This is a genomic window from Anabaena lutea FACHB-196 (assembly GCF_014698305.1).
Classification (GTDB): Bacteria; Cyanobacteriota; Cyanobacteriia; order Cyanobacteriales; family Nostocaceae; genus Anabaena; species Anabaena lutea.
Window position 1 is genome coordinate 150,455 of sequence record NZ_JACJST010000012.1, and the last position, 24,603, is coordinate 175,057.

Here is a 24,603-nt window from a genome sequence, read left to right on the forward strand (position 1 = left end):
CTACTCCGATTTAACTTTTAGAACGGTCACAATGATAGGGATATAACCACTCACACCGAAACAATCCGTTAGTATGTTTCTCAAAAAATGTTCCAGCGTGATATTTAGGTGAGATATCAATCCCCGCTTTAGTTTTTATCTCGTACAACCAAGGAAACGCTGCCACTAAAACAGCTATAACAGCGAAGATGTAAAGAGTCAGAGTGACAGCTTTAGGGAATTCACGGGACTTATTCTTGAGTTTTTTAGGCATAGAAACGATAAACTCAAAGTCTATCTTAGAGGTTGTTTTAAAAGTTTCTGGCTGTGACTTTAAGCACTTATTGATCCCCCCTAACCCCCCTTTACAAGGGGGGAACTTGAATTAAAGTCCCCCTTAAAAAGGGGGATTTAGGGGGATCTAAAAGTTTTTGATACATAACTAAAGACTTTTCAAACATCCTCTTAGCCTAAAGTTTAAAATGTCGTCGAAATCAATCATACAGTAGGGAACTCTTAACAGGGTTGAAACTCTCTTTTTATATGGCTTCATTCTTAAATAATGATAAAAACACTATTCCCTATCCTCATGAACAAATTTTATAGCTTATGCCATACTATCAGCAAACCCGACTTATGATGTTTGACAAAATTCCCGAAAATCTTTTTCTACTTGTTCAGAGTAGTTAAGTGCATATTCTAAAATAGATTCACGCCATTGAGAAGAGTGAGAAAAATTAATTAAATCATCAGCAATAGCAGAACCTTGTCTACCACCGCTACGTAATTGATTCCAAGCAGTCACCTCAGCCATAGTTTGAATTAACTTTTCTAAACGTCCAAGTTTACCATTCCACCCCTTTAAATTCACCTTATCTTGTGTTGGTTGCAATTCCCTCAGAACATAGGATTTATCACCATCAACAATCGCTTCTAACAATGCAGGTGGAGTTCCTTGCACTCGGTTTTGAATAGCTACAACTCGTGCGGCTGGACTTTCCCATTGTGGCTGAGGTAATGTTAGATAAGGTTGTAATGAACTAGTTTTTGTTTCCTTAAAATCTAACAAATAATTGTGATCTGGAGAACCTTCACCCTCTACCAAAATTAGATAGCGTTCTAAACCCAAACTACCAGTCCCAGCTATCCTGATTTGCACATCTAATATCTGATAAAAATCCTGATCTTGCTTGGTTTCTTTGTGCCAAGATGTAATTAATTTTCTCACCTTTTCTTGCTGTTCTTCTGTCGCTTCAACAATACGTTGATTATCAATAATTAAGCGCCGTTTACCTTTTTTGACTTTGGTTCGCTGATCTAAAAATTCAGAACGTTTTCGGGATTTTAAGGTTTCCGATAAATCCTTAACTAAACCCTTAGCAGTTTCTTTCTCTACACTTCTTATCTGTCCTTTAGAGAGAGTTTCGCTGTAAGCATCTAGATAATGATTACTTAAATGCAATGCTTCTGTCGCATTTACTCCCAAAGCATGACAACCAACTATTATACTAGTTACTAATCTTACTACATCCCACGTGCAAGGAGCAAGAGCAGCTTCATCAAAATCATTCATATCGAAATAGACTAATCGGTTATGTCCTTTATAGCTACCAAAGTTTTCTAAATGTAAATCACCACAAATCCATACTGCTGGGGCTGCATTGAGTAATGAATCTTGAGGAAAATCTTCATAAAATAAATGACAAGTTCCACGATAAAATGTGAAGACATCAGAACGCATATTCTGGTATTTTAATTTCAAAAATTCCGGGTTGCGCCCATTGTTGAATTTGTAGATTCTTTCAGTGATATTGTTAGACATAGCTTTAGATGTTGTTTGAAAAGTATTTTGGGTAACATTTAAGTCTCAAAAACCTAACCCCCCTTCCCCCCTTCCCTACAAGGGAATGGGGGCTTCAAAGCCTCTCCTCTTGTAGGGGAGAGGTTTGGAGAGAGGTTTCTACTATATATTTTGGCTTTTAAAACATCCTCTTAGATGTTGCTAGATTTATATTTAAAATATCACTTTTATAATCTTAAAAAGTGTGAAGTTTTATTTTTGGTTATACACAAAATATTGCCAAAAATGAATATTAAATACATACAATTCCAACATGGCGCGAAACAAACAATAATCAAACCACAGATAAACGCAGATAAATTACCACATTTACCTGTGATTAATATTAGAATTAAATCTCTACTACTTCCTCAGAAACAACCACATCATTAAAAGATATCACATCAATTATAGGCAAAAGATGTTCATATAACTGCATCGCTTGCAAACAATTGTTAATACCAGAAACAGCCGCATTATAATCTTCTATTTTTTGTTCTACAACACCCAATAAACGCTGATTATTGGCAATTTTTTCCGTAGCTTCCTGTTCCAAAGTAGCTTCCAAATAAGCCCGCGCATAGGGATACTGCTGCAAAATATGATCTGCTTGTTTTTCAGCCATTGGTAACAACTGAGTTTTGAGAGTTTGGTTAATAGTTTGACGGAAAGATTTGCGAATAGTATGAGAAACTTTCGGCTCAAAATCTAACTTTAATAATTGTCTAATTGCTGGTTCGGCTTCTATAACGCTTTCTGCATCATAACCTTGGGACGTTTGCTGTAAAGTTTGACGAAATTGATAGATAGAAAAAGTACCTTCATCGTAAAATCTAGGACTTTCTCTGACAAATCTATCGCACTCTATACTAGCAGCACTGATCAAAACTTGAGCGACTTGTTTTTCTATCAACTTTACCTGTTGTTCAATTCCGCCATCATTACCTAACAAACGGTATAAATGACGATAATATTCCGACTTTTGAAGCTTCTCAATTAACCGTTGGAAAAGATTAGCAATTAATTGTTCACAAGACTCAATTAAAATATCTTCCAACTGATTAGCTAAGTAATAAAACGCCTCTACTAATATAGCTAATAAAGGTGCAGTTGCGTTACGAGGATGACTGACAGTTGCACGTCGATAAGCATTAGCAACTGAGAAGGTATCTAGCAACTCATCCAAACGACGAATCATCCGAGTTTGTAATTGGCGAAAATCAGATTCAAACTCTTCACAGGAATTATTAATTAATCTATTAACTTCATCTGTGATATGCTGACTAAAGTCTCTACCAACTTGCTGAAGTTGCTGATTGAGGCGTTGTAATTCCTGCGCCTTCATCGTTTCTATTTCTCGCGGTTGACTATCTAAATCTCGCTGAGAACTCTGATAGTGTTTTTTCAGATTAATACAAATATCTTCTAAATCATCTGCAAGATTTTTAAACAATTGAGGACGCTTTTCTTCAGTTAAATAGCGAGTGATAGCTGTGCGAAATTCTTCAATACCGCTATCGTGAATGAGTTGGTTAATTAGCAGTATTCCTTGTTCATCTAAAATGCGGACATAGTTTTCATTGGGAGTTTCAAAGCCATTAAGAGAAATTCGGAATTGACTAGGAGAAAGTTTTCCCGAACTAACGCAATAGTTATTAAAAGCATAGACAAATTGAGGTATTTCTTCCCTCCCATCCAAACCTTTAACACTTTCTGCAAAAACCGAATCTAACCCAAATCGATCTAATTTACTTGTCTGTTTAATTTGACTTCCGTAAAATCCTAATAATCCGCTGGTTTTATAAACTCTGCTGCTATCACGAAATTGTCCATTAATTAAATCTTCTAATCGTTGTCTAAGTTGGGTGTTGTACCAAGTTTCATCAATGCGGTTGAAAATATAAAAAACGCGATCGCGTATTCCTGCATTTCCCCGCATCATTTCTAAAAGTTCCGTTTCTTCCTTCGTCAGATCACCCGCAGCAGCAGGTTTGAGTACACACACTACCGCTGAGGTATCCGCATCTTGAATTTTGCTGTAAGTTAATTGTGCATCTTTTTCTACTGGTGCATCGATTCCTGGTGTGTCAATAATGACATTTCCATCTTGTAAAAGAGGATGATAGCAATAATATTCAATTCGCTTCAAAACCGCGCTGTTACTACCTCTGCGCGCATATCCAGCGGCTTCTTTGAGATTAGTAAAGTTAAATTGTTCCATTGAATATGTAGCATTATTAACTGTCTTGATGCGATCGCGGTTAGTTATATATCCTTCTAACAACAAAATTAATGCTTTTGCTTGTTTAGCGCGTTCTGATTTACTTTCCCCACCCTCTTGCTGAATAATTACTTCACAACCTTGTCGGAGTAAATCAATCACATCCGATTGATTAATATTCGCAACTGTATTAAACCCCAACTGCTGACACAAAGAAATAGCTTGTTCTCGAATTTCTACTTCACTCAAAAAAGTTAAAACTACTCTTTCTGCATCTGCTGGTGCATACTCAATCTTACATTCTGTGCCTGTAGCGTGTCCCTCTGCACTGTACAACAATTCTCTCTCTAATAGTGCGTTAATTAACATCGACTTTCCCGCACTAAATGCACCAGCAAAGACAATTTCAAACTTGGGAGAAATCGCTTTATCCAAAGAAAGCTTTACCGACGTAATATCTTGAGAACGCAAACTTGGTTCTTGCTGTAGAAGTTGTAAGATAGATTCAACTTGTACTGACAAATTTTTACACTGAGGCGGTAAGTTTGACATATTGAATAATAGAATTATTGATAAATATTTTAATACTACTTAAGCAAATTTTTGTATAGTAAGTTCACTGAGGTATATACAGCAGAATTCAGGAGTCAGAAGTCAGGAGTCAGGAGCCAGGAGTCAGGAGTCAGAAGTCAGAAGTCAGAAGTCAGAAGTCAGGAGTCAGGAGTCAGGAGTCAGGAGTCAGGAGTAAAACTGGCTTAGTTTCTAGGTTTCAATTTAGATTGTGTACCTCATTGATGTGCAATCTCCTGTATATTTTATTGATCATAAAAACAATAAACATATTTACGGCTACTCCCTTTCCACCAGAAGAATACCGATTAAAGTAATTCGTAATAGTGCCTACGGCAGGCTACCGCCAACGTAATTCGTAATTCGTAATAGTGCCTACGGCAGGCTACCGCCAACGTAATTCGTAATTCGTAAATAGGGAACTCTTAACAGGGAATTCTTAATTTTCCCCGCGTCACCGTGTCCCCCTATCTCCGCGTCACCGCGTCACCGTGTCCCCCTATCTCCGCGTCACCGCGTCACCGTGTCCCCCTATCTCCGCGTCACCGCGTCTCCCCATCTCCGCGTCCTCATCTCCCCGCGTCTCCCCAATCAAAATGCCCGTTTAGGGAACTTTAAGAGCATATAATGATACAAAATAATAAAATAGCGTAAAAAACTTAGATTGTGTTACTATCGTCGTTTACCTATATATGAAGCATAGTAACGCAGAACATCATCTTAGCAACTCGATACCAAGCCTCTACCATACATCAAGGATAATTGGTCAGATTCTACGAAAAAATATACTTAAAACTGCCAAACTTTCGTAAGAAATGTCCTACCAAATCCAAGCTAAAGAGGGTTACAGTAGCGGACAAGTTACCTCCATTTCGCTAATAGAAACAAAACCATTTGTGTATAACGCTAATTTACTGGTGGTTGATGATCATCCAGACAACCTGCGTACACTATCTGCGATTTTAAGCCAGCAAGGGTACAAAGTCAGAAAAGCTATCAGTGGGGAAGTAGCTTTGGATACTATAAAAGTTGAAGCACCTGATCTAATTCTGTTAGACATCAAAATGCCGACAATCGATGGCTACAGGGTTTGTTCAATGCTGAAACAAAATCATGAAACCCGTCATATCCCTGTGATTTTCTTAAGTTCCCTAGATGCTGTTACTGATAAAGTCAAAGGATTTGAGGTTGGTGGTGTTGACTATATTACTAAACCTTTTCAAGCTGAAGAAGTATTAATCAGAGTTCAGCATCAACTAACCATTGTCAGACAAAGCCAGGAACTTTATGAACATAATCAGGCATTAATCAAGGAAATAGAAGAGCGAAAGCAGACTGAAGCAAAACTGCAACTGTTAATAAAAACCATGACTTTAGTAAATCAAGCCCTGAATTTAAATCATGCGTTGGATGCTGTTTTGTGTGAAGTTTGTCAAGTGATTGGTTGGGACTATGGAGAGGCTTGGATCACCAACTTAGATGGTACAGGATTAGAACTAGGACAAGTTGCCTATGATCCGATTGATCAACAGTTAAAAGACTTTCACCTAGCAAGTTTAGAATACATTTTTTCCTATGGAGTAAGACTAATCGGTCAAGTCGGTGCAACCCAGCAACCGCAATGGATTGAGGATGTTTCACAGGTGCCGCAAGATATGTTTATCAGGGTTGAATCGGCGAATAAGGCCGGATTGAAGACTGTATTTGCAGTGCCAATTAGCCTAGAAGGAGAAACACTTGTAGTTATGTGCTTCTTCAAGCGATCGCTCTTACCCCATAATCCCCAACTTGTAGAGTTGGTAAATGCAGTGGCTATGGAGTTGAGTGCATTTATTGGGCGTAAGCAGGCAGAGGAGGCACTTAAACAGGCAAATAAAGAATTACTGCGGTTAGCAAATTTAGATGGGTTAACACAGATTGCCAATCGCAGGTGTTTTGATCAATCACTTTCTCATGAGTGGCAAAGACTGCGAAGGGAAAAAGCACCCTTGTCGTTACTTCTTGGGGATATTGATTATTTTAAATCCTACAACGACTATTACGGACATCTAGCTGGTGATGAATGCCTGAAAAAGGTAGCAGAAGCGATCGCTCGCACCTGTCATCGTCCTGCGGATTTAGTCGCTCGCTATGGTGGTGAAGAATTTGTGATTTTACTGCCTAATACCGATGTAGACGGAGCAATTCATATTACTAAACAGATTCAAGCAGAAATAGCCAGACTAGCCATACCCCATCAATTTTCTTCCACTAATCAATTAACTTTGAGTATAGGCATTGCTAGTATAATTCCTCAAGGTCAAACTCTACCAAAAGAGCTTATTGCTGCCGCAGATGAGGCACTTTATCAGGCAAAAGCCCAAGGACGTAACACATACTGTGTATCTTCTGCCATTTAATTCATATTTTTGTATTTTGCATCATCACTTGATGACTCTATCTCAATCGATTTTGGATTTGGCGAAAAGTTCTCAGGAGGGTTTCCCTCTGTAATAAACTTTTCAAGACAGATTTTAGATTCTGGATTGGTTCTACGGATAAATTCAAGGAATTATTAGTCAAAACTAACTGTACCTCACACAATCGAGAACCGCTATATTCTGCGAATATCTATGCTTTACAATCGTTTTCCCGCACTTCCCCTCCGCACAGTTCTAACTCTACCTTTGATCTTGCTATTGGTGATTACAGTAGGACTGACTAACTTTTTTTGTTTGCATAATAGTAACCAGGTTGTAGAGGAAATAACACAGCAATTAATGGGTGAAGTTGGAAATCGTGTCTATCTTTATCTAGACAATTATCTATCATTACCGCATCTGATTAATCAGATCAATATTAACGAAGTTAAAGATGGTGACCTTGATATTACTAATATTGAGGCTGTAGAACGTCATTTAATTGAGCAAATTTACAGTTTTAATAATATTGAAAATATTGTCTACGCTAACGAAGAAGGTAGTTTTAGAATGGTTGTTAATACAGATAGAAAACGCCAAATTACTGTAACGAATAGTCCAAATATCAGAAAGTTTCAACAGTATGAAGTCAACTCCAAAGGTGAGCGTGTGCGATTATTAAAAATCGGAGAATATCCACCTGATTGGGATATTAGACAAAACTATTGGTATAAGTTAGCCAAACAGAGAAAAAAAGCAAATTGGAGTCCTGTTTATACATCTGCTAATAGCAGGAATCTGAAAATTAATGCCAGTTTGCCAATTTATGACACCGTGACTAAAAACCTTACAGGAGTATTTGGCGTTAATTTATTATTAAAAAACATCAATACATTTCTCAACAATTTAAAATTAGGGCATTCTGGGATTGTATTTCTGACTGAAATGGATAGTTCTTTAATTGCTAGTTCAACAGATGAATTACCTTTTATTAAAACTAGTGATGGTAAAATAGAGCGAATTATTGCTAACCAAAGCCGACATCCACTAATTAAATCTGTCAGCCAATTTATAAAATCAAAAGTTGGCGATTGGAGTCAGATAAATCAACTCCAAAATTGGCAATTTATTGACAATAAGCAAACTTATTTATCTCAGATTCAACCTTATAAAAATGAATATGGATTGAATTGGTTAATTGTAACAGTTGTACCCAAATCTGATTTTGTAGGTCGCATTCATGACACAACCCAAACTACGATAAATTTGGTAATATTTGCGGTAATCATAGCGATCGCACTCACTTCTCTGATTACCCGTTGGCTGGCCAGTCCCATCCTGAATATTAGCCAGATTTCATCCTTAATGGCTCAAGGCGATTTGCAGCAGCGAATTCCCCAAAATCAGCCTATACGGGAATTGGCTCGGATGGCACAATCTTTTAACCAAATGGCGCAGCAGTTAAGAGACAACTTTGAACAAATTCGAGTCAATCTGTCAGAGTTAGAAGGCAGATATGCCACCATATTTCGTACCAGCCCTGATGCTATTTCCATTACTCTCTTAGAGAATGGACGCTGGATTGATGTTAACAATGCTTTTTTGCAACTAGCTGGATATACCTATGATGAACTTATCGGTCGTACAGCAATAGAAATGAATATTTTGGTAAATCCTCAAGAAGTAGAAGCAATCGCCCAACAACTCAAACAAACAGGATTTATCCGCAATCAAGAATTTCATTGGCGGACAAAAACACAAGAAATCAAAGTATCTCTTGTTTCTTGCGAGATCATCGAACTCGATGGTAAACCCTGCATTCTCTCCATCTGTAAGGAAATCACCGAACTGAAAAAAATACAAGCTGCTTTACACGCTAGTAGAGATCGCTATCGTGCCATTGTTCAAGATCAAACTGAACTAATTGTCCGCTATCAACCAGATGGCACTGTAACCTTTGTTAACCAAGCATTTTGCCGATACTTTGGGCGATCGCCTGAAGAGTTGCTGGAACATAATTTTTACCCAGTCATTTTCGAGGAAGACAGGGAGTATGTTGCCCAACTTATCAACTCAATGAGCCGGGAAAATCCCACAATAGTGATTGAAAATCGCGTCATTGTTGGTGAAGAAATTCGCTGGACTCAGTGGATTAACCTGATGATTTTTGATGAGCAAGAAGAGTTTGTAGAATTTCAAGCAGTTGGTAGGGATATCAACGATCGCAAACAAGCTGAACTAGCTTTACAAGAAAAAGAAGCATTTTTACGAATCATTTACGATGGTGTTGAGCAATCCATTTTTGTGATTGATGTTTTGGCTGATAGTGAGTTTTGCTATGTAGGGCTAAACCCAGCCCATGAAAGGTTAACGGGAATTCAATCAGCAGATCTAGTTGGTAAGACCCCTGAACAGATACTTCCTCCAGATTTTGCGGCTGCGGTACGACAAAACTATCAAAAATGTATTGACACAGGTAAAACCATCACCTATGAAGAATATCTTCCTTTCCAAGGGCAAGATTGCTGGTGGCTCACGAGTCTGACACCGATACGTAATCAATCGTCGCAGATTTATCGCCTGGTGGGTAGTAGCATCAATATTAGCGATCGCATACTCTTTGAACAAGCCCTCCGCAAAAGTGAGCAACGGTTAAGCTATCTGCTCACCTCCAGTCCAGCCATGATCTATAGCTATAATCCAGATGACTACAGTCTCACCTTCATAAGTGAAAACGTCCAGAATTTGCTGGGGTATACAGCCCAAGAAGTCTTAGAGGAGGAAAACTTTTGGGCCAATCACATCCATCCAGAAGACAAGGAACAAGTGTTCGCCAATCTGCCAAAGTTGTATGAAAAAGATATTTACGCTCATAATTACCGTTTCCTCGATGCAGATGGTAATTATCGCTGGATACAGTCAGAATTAAGATTAATCAGAGATGAAGCAGGCAACCCCAAAGAAGTAGTTGGCTATTCCATAGATATCACAGACCGCAAACAAGCCGAAATACAACTTCAACAAGCAAAAGAAGCAGCAGTGGCCGCAAACCAGGCAAAAACTATCTTCTTAGCAAACATGAGCCATGAATTGCGAACACCACTTAACATCATCTTGGGCTTCACTCAAGTCATGAAACGTGACAGTTCTCTCAGTTTAGAGCAACAAGAACATCTCCAAATCATTCATCGCAGTGGCCATAACCTACTTAACTTCATCAACGAAATTTTAGATTTATCCAAAATTGAAGCCGGACGCATGGTATTGAATGAAACCAGCTTTGACCTGATAGCGCTGTTAAAGTCCCTGCAAGAAATGTTCCGCTTGAAAGCCGCAGCTAAAAACTTACAACTTAATCTAGAACTAGATTTAGACTTACCTCAGTACATCACCACCGATGCCAATAAACTCCGCCAAGTACTGATTAACCTGCTGAATAACGCCCTTAAGTTTACAGAGCAAGGTAGTGTCACTCTACGTGTAGAAGTCAAAAATTGCAATAATGCTCAAATTGACCCACTCAGTCTTCATTTTCAACAAGATGACGCACAGACGCGGGGACACGGAGAGGGAGAGCAGAATGAGTCCCTCCAGCCTGAATCCCCTTCTAAAATATCTGTGCGTCTCTTCTTTGCAGTCGAAGATACTGGTATTGGTATTGCCCCAGAGGAACTGACCAGAATTTTTGATGCTTTTGTCCAATCTGTGCGATCGCATAGCAACTCAAACACAGGTACTTCTGCTATAGAAGGAACTGGATTAGGACTCTCCATTAGCCACAAGTTTGTTAACTTAATGAATGGCAATCTTCGCGTTACCAGTCATCTCAATCAAGGCAGTACTTTCTATTTTGATATTCCAGTCAAATTAGCCACAGCAGAAGGAATTTCTCCTAGTTCAGATGTTGAAGAAAATTCTCAGCTACCCATGACAAATAATATTCAAGACGATGAACAATCTCAAACTGCAATATCTGAAAGTCTATCTGTTATGCCCTCAACTTGGCTGAACGAATTACACCAAGCTGCATTATGTTGTGATGAGGAGGAAGTACTAAATTTGATTGATCAAATTCCCGAAACAAACATCGCTTTAATTACTAGCTTGAAAAATCTAGTCAGCACCTATCAATTCCAGGCAATCTTGCAAATTTTGACATTATCCAGCACCCTAAACGAGTAATATGGTTTTCGGCTAAAGACTTATCAGGCAATCACACAGCGATAGAGAAACGCGATGACAGGTCGAGCTTTTTTGATAAATAATTAAGCGAACCTGATATAAATTATACTTAAATCGGCTAATATTTGGACTTTACAGTATTGCATAAATGAGAGAAAAAAAACTTAAACAAAGACTCTGCGTACCTTTGCGTTTACCTCAGCGAACCTCTGCGTTTAAAAGTAAACTTCCCAGCCGTCTTTAGTTTGGCAACATCATAAAAAATACCCCCGGTTATAGACCGAGGGATTCTGCAAGTCGGAATTATCGCACAAAGACATTCGCGGATATAGAATAGCAATATAACAATGAAAAAATCTGCCAAATTGCCAAAAATAAATTGATTTAAAAGTGTGAGTAAATAATAACAGTATTCTTTTTGTGTCAATCAACAAAATGCGAGAACTTTATCCACTTATCCAACCTTACCGCGAAGATTACTTACAAGTTTCTGACTTACACTCAATTCATTTTGAAGAATCAGGTAATCCCCAAGGAAAACCAATAGTTTTACTACATGGAGGACCTGGTGGCGGCTGTCCACCTTTTTATCGGCAATATTTCCACCCAGAGAAATGGCGTTTAGTAATGTTTGATCAACGTGGTTGTGGTCAAAGTCAGCCTCATGCTGAACTGCGAGAAAATACCACTTGGGATTTAGTCAGCGATATTGAAAAATTACGCGAACATTTAGGAATAGAAAAGTGGGTTGTATTTGGTGGAAGTTGGGGAAGCACATTGTCATTAGCTTATAGTCAAACCCATCCTTCTCGCTGTACAGGATTAATTTTGCGTGGCATTTTCATGTTAAGAGAAAAGGAATTATCCTGGTTTTATCAAGAAGGTGCTAGTTATATTTTTCCTGATGCGTGGGAAGAATATATTAAACCTATTCCCGTCGCTGAACGAGAAGATATGATAACAGCTTATTACAAACGTTTGACTAGTTCAAATTTGCAAATTCAACTAGAAGCAGCCCGTGCTTGGTCAATCTGGGAAGGTAGTACAAGTAAACTTTTTGTAGATCCCGAACTTAAACAAAAGTTTGGTGATGATGAATTTGCAGCAGCTTTTGCACGCATTGAATGCCATTATTTTATTAACAAGGGATTTTTTGAACAGGAAAATCAACTACTTTTAAATGTTGACCGTATTCGCCATATTCCCGCTGTAATTGTCCAAGGACGCTATGATGTAGTGTGTCCGATGATATCAGCTTGGGAATTACATCAAGCGTGGAAAGAAGCAGAATTTATCGTTATTCCTGATGCGGGACATTCCATGAGTGAACCAGGAATTAGTAGTGCTTTAATTGCAGCTACAGATAAATTTACAGAGTTTTAGATCACGCATATTTAAATTCTGTTTTAAATTCTGTCACTGTCTAAATTGAAGATTGGGTTAAGCGGCACACAACCCAATCTTAGAACTAAAAAAACTGAGCATCACAATTGATTAAATTGATGGCATATTTAAATACTTACAGCAGATTGCAGATCAATGAGGTACAGAATCAAAATTGAAACCTATATACCAAGTCAATGTGTAAGTCTTCGTTTCGTAGGGTGGGAAATGCCCACCAAACCTAGATTTCAAAAATCAAAGATTATTACTAAATACTTAAATATTTACACATCGGCGATATCGTCTCTATATCAATCTTCTTCCCTTCACCCTCAGTCATATTTTTAAACAGCACCGTAAATGCACCAGCCCCTAAACCATATTGAGGAAACATTCGATAACAAGGAATGTCAGTTAAATCTGATTGATAAGCTAATAAATGTCTAACTTCTACAGCTTGAAAATGGAGAAATTTTTCTAAAAACCATTCACATACTTGCTCATTTTCTTCTGGTGAATAAGTACAAGTCATATAAGCTAAATAACCTTGGGGAGCTACAAGTTGTGCTGAATTAGCGATAATGCGTTTTTGACGATTTGCACTTTTATTAATTGAAGTAGGATGAAAACATCCAGGTGCTTTTTCACCTTTAGCTAATAAAGATTGCCCTGTACAAGGAGCATCAACTATAACTAAATTACTTGATTCTGGAAACATTTCTGCAAAAATACTAGAATCTCGATGTACTACACCAGCAGGTTTTATCTGACAACGCTTCAAATTAGAAATTAGCATTCCTAACCGCTTACCAATCACCTCATTACTAATCAGCAAATGAGGTTTTAATACTTTCCAAGCAAAAACACTCTTACCCCCTGGTGCAGCACACATATCAAACACCAAAGGTACTGATTGATTAATAGTTAACAAACTAGAAGCAGAAAACACAGAAGAAAAATCTAAACAATAAAAATATCCTTGTTGATGTAAGAGATGTTGACCTGGCTTTTCTCCCAGGTGTAAACGATCTACAAATTTTGGTTGCCAATCCACAGGTGTTTCTACCGAAAAAGGAGAGATTTCTGGCTGATCTTGACACCAAAGAATACAAGGTAAAAAACGTTGAGGATTAACTAAAGCATCGATAAACTTTGCTTCTTCTTCTGAATCTTTAAATAAACGACGTGCGACTTTAAGTAATAAATTTGAAGGCTTTTCCATATTTTAAATTTGGGTAATTTTAGCTAATTAGAACAGTATTGAAACTGTTACAGCAGAACAATGCAATTAAGGTATTTGGCTGCATACTGAAAATATAATGACCACCATTTAGATTGCGTTTGCGAAGCGCGTCCGGCGCGGCTTCTGGCCTTTGGCTAGAAGCTAACCGTGTTTTGACACTTGCTAAACTAACCCATTGCACCGGAGAGGTCATGATCTTAGATAATTTTCAGCGAAAACTGCGCCAAGAAGCACAACTTTGGCGAGATGAAGGACTTATTAGTTCTTCCCAACACCAGCAATTAGCAGACCGCTATCAATTTAATAAGATAGAAGCGGATGCACGGGAAAGTTCTGGGTTAATAGCCATTGCTTTTGGTGGCTTACTTTTAGCCTTAGGTGTAATTATCTTTGTAGCCACAAATTGGCAAACATGGTCAAGAGAAGTCAAGTTTATCTTGTTAATGAGTTTGTTTTTGTCTACTGCTATCACTGGTTTTTTCACATGGAGACAACCTGCACTTGCTTTAGCTGAAGGTAAAAAACCACAACGTAGCAAACGCTTACTGGGAGAAGCTTTGCTAATTCTGAGTAGCCTGATTTTAGGGGCAACTTTATGGCTGATGGCGCAAATATTCAATATTAGCGGTTCAACTTCTGAGTTGTTTTTGGCTTGGGGGTTTGGCGTTTTAGTCATGGCCTATAGTCTATCTCTAAACTCCTTGGGAATTTTGTCGATTATCTTGGTGCAAATCGGCTATTGGATAGGATTGGGAGAATTTTTATCTTCTCCAAATGAGTTAACTTGGGCGCGGTTAGCAGTACGGCATATGCCTCTGTTATCTTGGCTGCTGTTTGTTCCTTTAGCCTATGTTTGCCGTTCGCGGTGGATTTTTGGACTAGGAGTAGTAGCCTTTACTTTTTCCTTGCAATACAACCTTAACCCACTACCCCTATTAACTTTTTCTGATTTAGTTCCTTGGGTGGCATCTTTTGCTTTAGCGCTCCCACCAGCATTACTCTGGAGTTATGATGATTTGCTATTCCCAATCATCAATTACAGGTTGTTTCAACCTCTAGCCCGGAATTTAGGGTTGATATGTTTTGGGGTAGTCTTTTATCTGTTGTCTTTCCGTGGGCAGTGGCAATCACCAATTGATGGTAATTCTTTCTTGAATGGATTCCAATCTCTGCCTATCATTGATTTGGGGATTCTCAGCGGCTTGGCTGTATTGCAATGGTTGTTTCTGTTGCGTCATCGAAACAGCCCACCCCGGAGAGAAGTATTTTTTACTTTCATTGTCATTAGCATCTTTCTGGGTTTCATTGTCATCGTCCCTTTTTGGCATCAAGCGATTGGCCGGATTACTGAACTGGGCATTTTTATCTTCAATGTCCTTTTGGCAACATTAGCTTGGGGGTTAATTCAAGAAGGATTGAAGTTAAGTAAAAGACGCTCTTTTTGGTGTGGGATATTACTGTTTATCTTGCAAATTATCAGCCGGGTGTTGGAGTACGACACGGATGTACTTTTTAGGTCACTTGTTTTTATCTCCTGTGGCTATTCTCTCATAGCTGCTGGTCAGTGGTTTGAACGTCGCTTATCTCCTGCATCTAATTCTGCAAGTAAGAAGCAAGGCAATTGACGTAACACAATATTTATTCCTAAATCTCTGCGTTTAAATTCCTATTAGTCATGAGTCATTGGGTATTAACAACTGAATAAATGACAAATGACAAGTAAACAATTATCAATTAGTTTTCATGAAAAGTAACTCATCCGAACCAAATAAAACCTTAACTCCAGAAATGGAATTTTCCGAAAAGTTGACTTTTCGGGATTATTTGATAGCTACTGAACAGAAAGCCAATAAACCTCTACCTATTTGGCGGTTCGTAGCCCCATTAATGGTACAAATTGGCTTAATTATGGCAGTTCCCACCCAAGCGATGTACACAGACATGACTGGGAAGTCAGTAATTTTGCAAACTGTACCTGTGAATACTAATAATGCGCTACAGGGATCTTCTTTGACCCTTGATTATAATATTTCTCGGAGCGAAACTCTGAGAAGACTACCGGGTTGGAGAGATTGGGTGAGGAGAAATTCTGTGAGAAACGGACAAATAGCTCAGGGAAGTACTTTATACTTAATTTTGCAAGAACAACAATCTTCTGAACGTGGTTTTCCCAGGGCTTGGAGACCTATGCGAGTGAGTAGTAGTCTGCCTATGTACCTCCCCAATAATCAGGTAGCTTTAAAGGGTAATTATCAAAATGGTTTGATTAACTACGGCTTGGAAAACTATTACCTGCAAGATGAACAACGGCAGCAAATTAACAATGATATCTTGCAAGCACAGGAAAACACAGACGGAGAGAGACCAGCAATAGCGGTACAAGTGAAAGTAGATCCTCAAGGTAATGCTGTACCGACGAGTATGTGGATTGGTGATCCTTCAAGTCAGCGCAGCTACCGCAATTATCGCTTTTAACAGTGAACAGTTATCAGAAGATAGATCCCCGACTTCTCAAAAAAATCGGGGATCTGAATATTAGTCTTGGTGGCGTAAATTCCAAGCTGCACCAAAAGCAGCCCCAGCCCCAGCTAATAATCCAGTACTCATACCTTGAATAGTTTTTTCCACTATGTTTTGGGTCAGACATTCGCTGGTTACTGTATCAGCGTGCCAACACATTTTGCTTTCTGCCCACGCCGAGGTTCCGCCTAAAATAACACCAGATATACTACAGGAAACCACAAGGAGTAACAGGCGCTTACTTTTTATATCCATAGATGGATGCGTGAATTAGGATTCCAACTACTTTACACTCTTTTAGAAATAGTGGAGAAGAAATAGGCTTCGCCAAAGGTCCGATTGTCGTTATGACAAGGCAGAAGGAAGGAGGCAGAAGGGAATCTGAATCAGGATACCCAAGATTAAATGATGTACATGAGGAAAAAATACTAGATAATTATTGCTGATTAAATCCTGCCCATCTTCAAATCCTGTAAATCCTGATTCAGAGACATTCTTGCAATTCCCTTAGTCGATTTTCAAATTAAAAGGTAAGCGGGCATAAATTCCTTGAGGGTCGTTCATTTTCTGCAAAATAGTCATTTCCTGTTGCAATTTCTCAAATTCGGCAAGGAGGGGGTTAACTGGTTTGATTGGAGTTTTCTCCATCCCTAATTTTGCTTGTGCTTCTTCTAGTTTCCGCCCAAAGAAGCGTTCTTCAAAACTAGTAACTTGTGGATACTCTTGCAATTCCCAATCATTGCCTAATTTTGCTTGTTTGGCAGCGTATGCAATGGCAACATTTAGTCCGCCAATTTCATCAACTAACCCGATTTGTTTGGCTGCTGCACCTGACCAAACTCGCCCTTGAGCAATTTCTGCTACTTTTTGTTGGGGTAGTTTTCGACCTTGAGCAACTTTACTTAAAAACATATTGTAAATACGGTTAACGCTGCGTTGGTAAAGTGCCAATTCTTGGGGGGATTTGGGACGAGACACAGTTTGGTTATCGGCGTATTGGGCTGTTTTTACTGTATCCCAAGTAATACCGTTGTTGTTTGCTAACTTTTGACCATTGAACAGCACGCCAAACACGCCTATAGAGCCTGTGATGGTGTTAGGTTCAGCAAAAATGCGGTTTGAATCGCTGGCAATCCAATAACCACCAGAGGCGGCAACATCGCCCATTGAGACGACAACTGGTTTGACTTGCCGAGTTAGTTTTATTTCTCGCTGAATAACTTCGGCTGCGGAGGCGCTACCACCTGGGCTATTAATTCTTAAAACGACAGATTTCACATCTTGATCTTGGCGAATTTTGTTGAAGATTTTGGCGAAGCGATCGCCTCCTACTTCTCCATCTTCCCCTTTACCATCGACGATTTCGCCTTCAGCATAGACTACAGCAATTTTATTTTCTGAGTTGCGTTCTGCACCGATTGATTTATCCCTAACTTCGGCATAATCACTAATGTTAATTTGGCGGAAGCTTTTATCGTTTTTATCGCTGGTAGTTAACTTTTTTAAGTCAGTTACCACTTCATCTATGTAAGCCACCTGATCTACTAAACCGTTGGCTTTAGCGGATGAGGCTTCTAGGATAGCTTGATTATCTGCGATCGCTTGCAACTTCTCTGGTGGAATTTTCCGGCTTGTCCCGACAGATGTCCGCCATTCTCCCCACACGTCATCTAATAATTTCTGGGTTTGTTGCCGATTTTCTGGACTCAGTTTATCTAATATAAACGGTTCTACTGCTCCTTTAAATTTCCCTACCCGCACGACCTGAACACCAACACCGTATTTCTGCAATGCTCCCGTCAAAAACATCGGTTGTGAACTCAAACCGTTGATTTCCATTAGTCCTACGGGATTGAGGACGATATTATTAGCTACCGAACTGAGATAATATTCTCGTTCACTCCAGTCTGAGCCGTATGCGACAATCTTTTTACCAGAACCACGGAACTTATCTAGTCCTTGACGGATTTCTTTGAGGGAAGCATAGCCGAGTCCACTAGCTGCGGGTGACTTGGTAGCGTCTATATAAATACCCACAATCCGTGGATCACGCTGTGCTTTTTCAAGGGTTTCTATAACTTTGCGGAGTGTAATGCTATCTTCATTTGTACCTGTTAGGGTTTTTTGCAGAAATCTACTGGAACTCGGTTCGCTATCTGTGATTTTCATGGATAAGTCAAAAACCAGCACTGACTTATCTTTGACTTGTGGCCCCGTATCTTTGGAAGTAGTCGCAAGGATAATTAGGAACAATAAGCCTAAAGTACCGATACCAGAGAAAATAGTCAGTCCTAGTAAGCTACCAATTAAACTGGCAAAAGTTTGTTTGAGGAAATTATTCATTTAGTTATTAGTTATTAGTTATTGGTCATAGCAGGGAACAGGGAACAGGGTTAAAAGTTTTTCTGTGTCTGAGTTTATTATCACTGTATGTCCTAACTTACCTAGCAACTGCTATGTTAGTCATTAGTCAAAAACCAATGACTAAGAAAAAACAAGTTGTTTTCTTTATTGTATGCTTTGTAGACTGTCCGATTGCTTTAAGTGATACAAAGTTCTGTTACCAGTACAGAATAATACGGTGGTGATTTCGGCAATTAATACCTCTACTAACTCTTGCAGGGCAGTTTCCGATACATCTGCTGCTTGCAGGAAGGGCATTGCTAAACCGGCGATATCTGCTCCTAATGCGATCGCTTTGGCGACATCTAAGCCATGACGTAACCCCCCAGAAGCAATTAAGGGGATTTGAGGAAACTGAGCGCGAATGCTGGTAATACATTCTGCTGTTGGTAAACCCCAATCAGCAAAAGTCCTCCCCAAACGCCGCTGTAATGCAGTTTCTGCCCGTTCGCTTTCCACCAACGCCCAAGATGTACCACCTGCACCAGCCACATCAATGGCTTGTACTCCCACAGATATGAGTTTTTCTGCCATGACAGCGGAAATGCCGTTACCTACTTCTTTAGCAATTACAGGTACTGGTAACTTACTGCATAAGTTAGATATTTTGTCAAATAAGCCCCGGAAATTTGTATCACCTCTAGGTTGAATGAATTCTTGCAAAGGGTTGATGTGTAAAATCAAAGCATCTGCTTCTAAAATATCAATAATTCGCAGACATTCATCAACGCCACATTGATAATTAAGTTGCACTGCACCCAAGTTGGCAAATAGAAGTACATCAGGAGCATATTTGCGAATAGCGAAGGTGTCAGCAACTTGGGGTTTTTCTACTGCTACACGCTGGGAACCCACACCCATTGCTAGTTTATATCGTTGGGCGACTTCTGCCAAACGACGGTTAATCATTCCTGCGCGTTCTGTTCCCCCAGTCATGGAGGAAATTAACAACGGTGCATTCAGGCTTTTTCCTAAAAAATTGGTGCTGATATCGATGTCAGTGCGATCGCATTCTGGTAAGCAACAATGGGTAAAACGATAGCGTTCTAGTCCAGTAGTGACTTGCTGACATTGAACATCTTCCTCTAGACAGATGCGGATGTGATCTGCTTTGCGATTTTGGGTTTCTGCTGGGGTGCTGGTAGGAGGGTTCACAGATAATTATTCCAAGCTTTTACCTTCATTATTGTGACAGTCCATAGAAAATTTGTAGAGGTTTAGCATTGCTAAACCCTTACTCGTCTCATCTGCATAGCAAAGTGATTCATCATTAAAAATACAACATCCTTCATTAAAACTTTATACTCAACTCCATGAGGAACACCATAGACTTAATTATACCAAGTCAAAAAGCATCACAACATATATCGTTTAATAGCGACAAGGTGTAAATACTAATGGATGAATTCATACTACAAAGCAATCAGGGTCTCTCCAATCCTTTTCCTGGACTGGAAAACAACGGTTTTTTGGATATTGTCAGTCCTCTTCAGACAACTCGTGGTAATACAGAAAGTCTTCGTCTATTGCGATTATCGACGATTGAAGCAGAACAACAGTGGTCTAATCTTATTCCTGAGAGACTATCATATAGTAACATTTTTGGCTGGCAGTCTTCTAGTAATCACAGTGTTGTCGGTCAATTATTAACAGTTCAACAAGCTACTCTATCTACAGTTACCATTAGTGCTACAGATGCAAATGCGGCTGAAACTATAGCTGGACAGGGAGCAAATCCTGGTCTATTTACCCTCACACGCACGGGAAATATCGCTTCATCTCTAAAAGTCAATTACACAATTTCCGGTACAGCAACGAATGGGACAGATTACCAAACATTAACTAATAGTATTACTTTTGCAGCGGGTTTATCGACAGCGATAATTAATGTCACTCCTAGTGATGATACTGTATTTGAGGGAAATGAAACAGTTATTCTCAATTTAGCAAGTAGTGCAAATTACACTTTAGGAACTGCGAAAACTGCTACTGTTAATATTGCTGATAATGATAAACCAACAATTACTATTAGTGCTACAGATGCAAGTGCAGCAGAAACATTAACTGGACAAACTGCAAATCCTGGTAAGTTTACTCTGACACGTACAGGAACTACAGCTTCATCTTTGACAGTTAATTATACAGTTGCAGGTACGGCAACAAATGGAACAGATTACCAAACATTAACTAAGATTGCTACTTTTGCAGCAGGTTCTTCTACTGCAATAATTAATCTGAGTCCCATTGATGATGCTGTCTATGAGGGAAATGAGACAGCAATAGTTACATTAGCAAGCGCTACAAGTTACATTTTAGGAACTTCAAAAACTGGTACTGTTAATTTAGTTGATAATGACAAACCGACAATTACTATTAGTGCGACAGATGCAAGTGCAGCAGAAACATTAACTGGACAAACTGCAAATCCTGGTAGGTTGACTCTGACGCGTACAGGAAATAAAACTGCTGCTTTAACTGTTAGTTATACAGTTGCGGGTACGGCTACTAATGGGACAGATTATAATACTTTAACTAAGACAGTGACTTTTGCGGCTGGTTCAGCTACGGCATTAATTGATGTCAATGTCAAAGATGATACGGCTATTGAGGGGAATGAGACTGTTATTGTTACTTTAGCAAGCGGTACAAGTTACATTTTAGGAACTGCGAAAGCTGCTACTGTTAATTTGGTTGATAATGATTCATCAACTAATGTTAAACCGACTATTACTATTAGTGCTACAGATGCAAATGCAGGGGAAACTTTAACTGGACAAACTGCAAATCCTGGTAAGTTTACTCTGACGCGTACAGGAAGTACAGCTTCATCTTTGACGGTTAATTATTCTGTTGCTGGTACGGCAACAAATGGGACAGATTACAATAATTTGAGTGGTACTGCCACTTTCTCTGCTGGTGCATCGACGGCATTGATTAATGTTAATTCCATTGATGATTCATTGGTTGAAGGTAATGAAACTGTGATAGTTACTCTCAGTTCTAATGCGGCTTATAATTTGGGTGCTGTTAAGACCGCAACAGTAACTATTGCTGATAATGATAAACTGGTCAGTAAAACAGATTTAATTCATTTTGCCAGTAGCGATTATCTGATCGTTTGGTCTGCTAATGGTGACGGAACTTTTACGGTTGGTCAGCATTATACTCCCCGTAGTGGTTATAACATGGGGGCTAATAACTATAACTTTACGACAGGAGATTTTAATGGAGATGGTAAGACAGATTTAATTCATTTTGCAAATAGCAATTATCTGATTGTTTGGTTAGCTAATAGTGATGGAACTTTCAATGTAGGTTCACACTATACTCCTTGGAATGGTTATTTTGTGGCCAGTAATAAGTACAACTTTAAAACAGGGGATTTTAATGGAGATGGTAAGACAGATTTAATTCATTTTGTCAATAATGATTATGCTAATGTTTGGTTAAGTAAAGGAGATGGAACTTTTGATGTTCCTTCTTTCACTCCCAGTAGTGGTTATTCAATTGGTGCTAATAACTATAACTTTAAGACAGGGGATTTCAATGGAGATGGTAAGACAGATTTAATTCATTTTGACAATCCTGACTCTCTTCATCTGTGGTTAGCTAATGGTGATGGAACATTCACAATTAAACCAAGTTATGCTCCTTGGAATGGCTATTGGATGGCTAATAATAACTACAACTTTAAGACAGGAGATTTTAATGGAGATGGAAAAACAGATTTAATTCATTTTATTAATAATGATTATACTCATGTTTGGTTAAGTAAAGGAGATGGAACTTTTGATGTTCCTTCTTTCACTCCCAGTAGTGGTTATTCAATTGGTGCTAATAACTATAACTTTAAGACAGGGGATTTCAATGGAGATGGGAAAACAGATTTAATTCATTTTGACAATCCTGACTCTCTTCATCTGTGGTTAGCTAATGGTGATGGAACATTCACAATTAAACCAAGTTATGCTCCTTGGAATGGCTATTGGATGGCTAATAATAACTACAATTTTAAGACAGGTGATTTTAATGGAGATGGGAAAACAGATTTAATTCATTTTGTTAACAATGATTATGCTCATGTTTGGTTAAGTAAAGGGGATGGAACTTTTGATGTTCCCTCTTTTACACCCCGTAGTGGTTATAACATGAGTGCTAATGACTATAACTTCAAGACAGGGAACTTTAATGATGATGGTAGTAGCTCTGTTAGCCATACTGAAGATATTGTTAAATATCAACCTTTTAATGATAGTCCTGATACCTCCAAAGAATGGGCTGCTACAGTTTATAAAACTAGCGGATTTCCTTCAGTAAATATTAACGATCATCTATCTGGTGAAATTGGTACGATTAAAATTGCTAGACGCAATGATGGTAAAGAAGGGATTAGTGCTTATTGGGAGTATGGTTCACCAAATGGGGATGCACGTCTCCCTGTTGATAACTTTATAGTTCGCGCTCATACTGTCAGTCATTTTGAGGCTGGTCAAGAATATAAGTTCCGTTTTCTAGCTGATGATCGTATCCTGCTTGCTGCCTATGGTGTATGGGGGATTACCACACCTCCGCAAAATATTACACCTGAAAATCAATGGGTAGAGGCTTTTGGATATAAAGAAGTCACCTATAAGTTTTCTACGACAGGTTGGTACGCTTTATATTTCCAGATGTGGGAACAGTCGCTTCATGGTCATGTCGATGTGTCTTGGGAGAAGGTTAATACAACAGTATATCGTCCTAATGTTGAAACAGTATTAAGAGATTTCTTCAGTAATACAAACAATACTAATGGTCAAAACTGGAGTCAAAAAACTATTACTGAAATGTGGGATCGTGTTAGTGGTGAAAGCGCCCAGTTTCCTACAAATAGTTATGCTAGTGGAGATATATGGCAAGTAGATATGCCTTCTGAGGTATATGGTGTTTATCAGGATTTATCGAATACAATGTTTGGTTCTGTTAAAATCCTAACAACCGGTTATGCCTATGATTATGGATATTATCTAGATCTTGGCGCACATTCAGCTTTAGATATTTCAGCAAATAATGGAACAAGCATTAAATCAGCAGTTAATGGTATTGTTGTTGATAATAGACCGCAGTATTACAACGGTTCATTTAATGGCTATTGGGTAGCTGTAGATGAATTAAATACAGCAGGTCAAAAAACAGGTCGTCGTTGGTGGTATGGACACTTAGCAACAAATTCTCTAAGCATAGGTAGTCAAGTTACGGCTGGACAAACAGTTTTAGGTACAGTAGGTCAAGGTCATGTTCATTTAGGTGTAGTTAGTACCTATACAACTTATAGCACTTCCATGTATGGCAATGAAGTTAGAAATGGAAGTACATCTGCTGGCTATACAAATGCCGTTCAAGATGTACTCAATCGTACTATGAATCCTTTACAGGCTTATTGGAAGTCAAGAAATGGAATCAAAGAATAAGCAGGTGTAGGTAGTAGGGGTTTAGCAGTGCTAAACCCTTACGATATTGGGAACAATGTTGGTAAATATTAGGTCATTTCCATATCTAAAAATGTCGAAAATCAAGATAATTAATCAACATCAAAACCATCATAAATTTGTCACTGTTAGTTAGTCGTTGGGTAGGGGTTTAGCAATGCTAAACCCCTACGATATCGGGTACACAAACCCATAAAATATCAGATACAATATTGGTCAATATCAGGATATTTAAAGATAGATTAATGTCGAAAATCAAGATAATTAATCAACATCAAAACCATCATAAATTTGCTGAAGGGGAGACAAAGAAGGCTGGAAACAGTACAGTGTAAAGAATGTGACGATTTATGGTAGAAAAAGATAGGTCAGGTATTGTCAATAAGACCTATCTA

At 38.7% G+C, this 24,603-nt stretch carries 13 protein-coding genes; 6 read left to right on the plus strand and 7 right to left on the minus strand.

What is annotated here, in order from left to right; translation table 11 throughout:
• Positions 1–10: 10 nt before the first annotated feature.
• From H6G59_RS14645 to H6G59_RS14655, 3 genes are all read right to left on the minus strand, one after another.
• Positions 11–253: a hypothetical protein gene (locus H6G59_RS14645; protein ID WP_190715583.1), complete on the minus strand. Its 243-nt coding sequence runs from the start codon at positions 251–253 to the stop codon at positions 11–13.
• Between the two features lie 360 nt (positions 254–613).
• A complete protein-coding gene (locus H6G59_RS14650) occupies positions 614–1,801 on the minus strand; it encodes a DUF2252 domain-containing protein (RefSeq protein ID WP_190715585.1) in 1,188 nt (395 codons plus the stop codon).
• A 370-nt stretch (positions 1,802–2,171) separates the two neighbouring features.
• Positions 2,172–4,592, minus strand: a complete 2,421-nt coding sequence (locus H6G59_RS14655; RefSeq protein ID WP_190715587.1) for a dynamin-like GTPase family protein — start codon at positions 4,590–4,592, stop codon at positions 2,172–2,174.
• 833 nt (positions 4,593–5,425) lie between these two features.
• On the opposite strand from H6G59_RS14655, the gene H6G59_RS14660 reads away from it, so the two are divergent.
• The 3 genes from H6G59_RS14660 (at position 5,426) to pip (ending at position 12,574) form a co-directional block, all read left to right on the plus strand.
• Positions 5,426–7,009 carry a diguanylate cyclase domain-containing protein gene (locus tag H6G59_RS14660; protein ID WP_190715595.1) on the plus strand — a complete coding sequence of 528 codons (1,584 nt, stop codon included), beginning with the start codon at positions 5,426–5,428 and terminating at the stop codon, positions 7,007–7,009.
• A 213-nt stretch (positions 7,010–7,222) separates the two neighbouring features.
• The gene (locus tag H6G59_RS14665; protein ID WP_190715597.1) at positions 7,223–11,191 is read left to right on the plus strand and encodes a PAS domain S-box protein; all 3,969 of its coding nucleotides are present in this window, start codon (positions 7,223–7,225) and stop codon (positions 11,189–11,191) included.
• Positions 11,192–11,626: 435 nt separating this feature from the next.
• Complete coding sequence (gene pip, locus H6G59_RS14670; RefSeq protein WP_190715631.1) at positions 11,627–12,574, plus strand: prolyl aminopeptidase; 948 nt, start codon at positions 11,627–11,629, stop codon at positions 12,572–12,574.
• Positions 12,575–12,842: 268 nt separating this feature from the next.
• Here the strand turns inward: pip and H6G59_RS14675 are convergent, their stop codons facing one another.
• Positions 12,843–13,796 carry an RsmB/NOP family class I SAM-dependent RNA methyltransferase gene (locus tag H6G59_RS14675; RefSeq protein WP_190715599.1) on the minus strand — a complete coding sequence of 318 codons (954 nt, stop codon included), beginning with the start codon at positions 13,794–13,796 and terminating at the stop codon, positions 12,843–12,845.
• Positions 13,797–14,008: 212 nt separating this feature from the next.
• Between H6G59_RS14675 and H6G59_RS14680 the strand changes: the two genes are divergently transcribed.
• Complete coding sequence (locus tag H6G59_RS14680) at positions 14,009–15,442, plus strand: DUF2157 domain-containing protein (RefSeq protein WP_190715633.1); 1,434 nt, start codon at positions 14,009–14,011, stop codon at positions 15,440–15,442.
• Positions 15,443–15,560: 118 nt separating this feature from the next.
• Positions 15,561–16,292 (plus strand): GDYXXLXY domain-containing protein, encoded by a 732-nt coding sequence (locus tag H6G59_RS14685; protein ID WP_190715601.1) that lies wholly within the window; start codon positions 15,561–15,563, stop codon positions 16,290–16,292.
• Between the two features lie 60 nt (positions 16,293–16,352).
• On the opposite strand, the gene H6G59_RS14690 is transcribed toward H6G59_RS14685, so the two are convergent.
• From H6G59_RS14690 to fni, 3 genes are all read right to left on the minus strand, one after another.
• Positions 16,353–16,592, minus strand: a complete 240-nt coding sequence (locus H6G59_RS14690) for a hypothetical protein (protein ID WP_190715603.1) — start codon at positions 16,590–16,592, stop codon at positions 16,353–16,355.
• Positions 16,593–16,844: 252 nt separating this feature from the next.
• Positions 16,845–18,680, minus strand: coding sequence for a signal peptide peptidase SppA (gene sppA, locus H6G59_RS14695; protein ID WP_190715605.1), 1,836 nt, complete (start codon positions 18,678–18,680; stop codon positions 16,845–16,847).
• 165 nt (positions 18,681–18,845) lie between these two features.
• Entirely contained in the window at positions 18,846–19,895 is a 1,050-nt protein-coding gene (fni, locus tag H6G59_RS14700; protein WP_190715608.1) for a type 2 isopentenyl-diphosphate Delta-isomerase, read from the minus strand.
• A 242-nt stretch (positions 19,896–20,137) separates the two neighbouring features.
• On the opposite strand from fni, the gene H6G59_RS14705 reads away from it, so the two are divergent.
• Complete coding sequence (locus H6G59_RS14705; protein WP_190715610.1) at positions 20,138–24,190, plus strand: Calx-beta domain-containing protein; 4,053 nt, start codon at positions 20,138–20,140, stop codon at positions 24,188–24,190.
• The last annotated feature ends 413 nt before the right edge of the window (positions 24,191–24,603 follow it).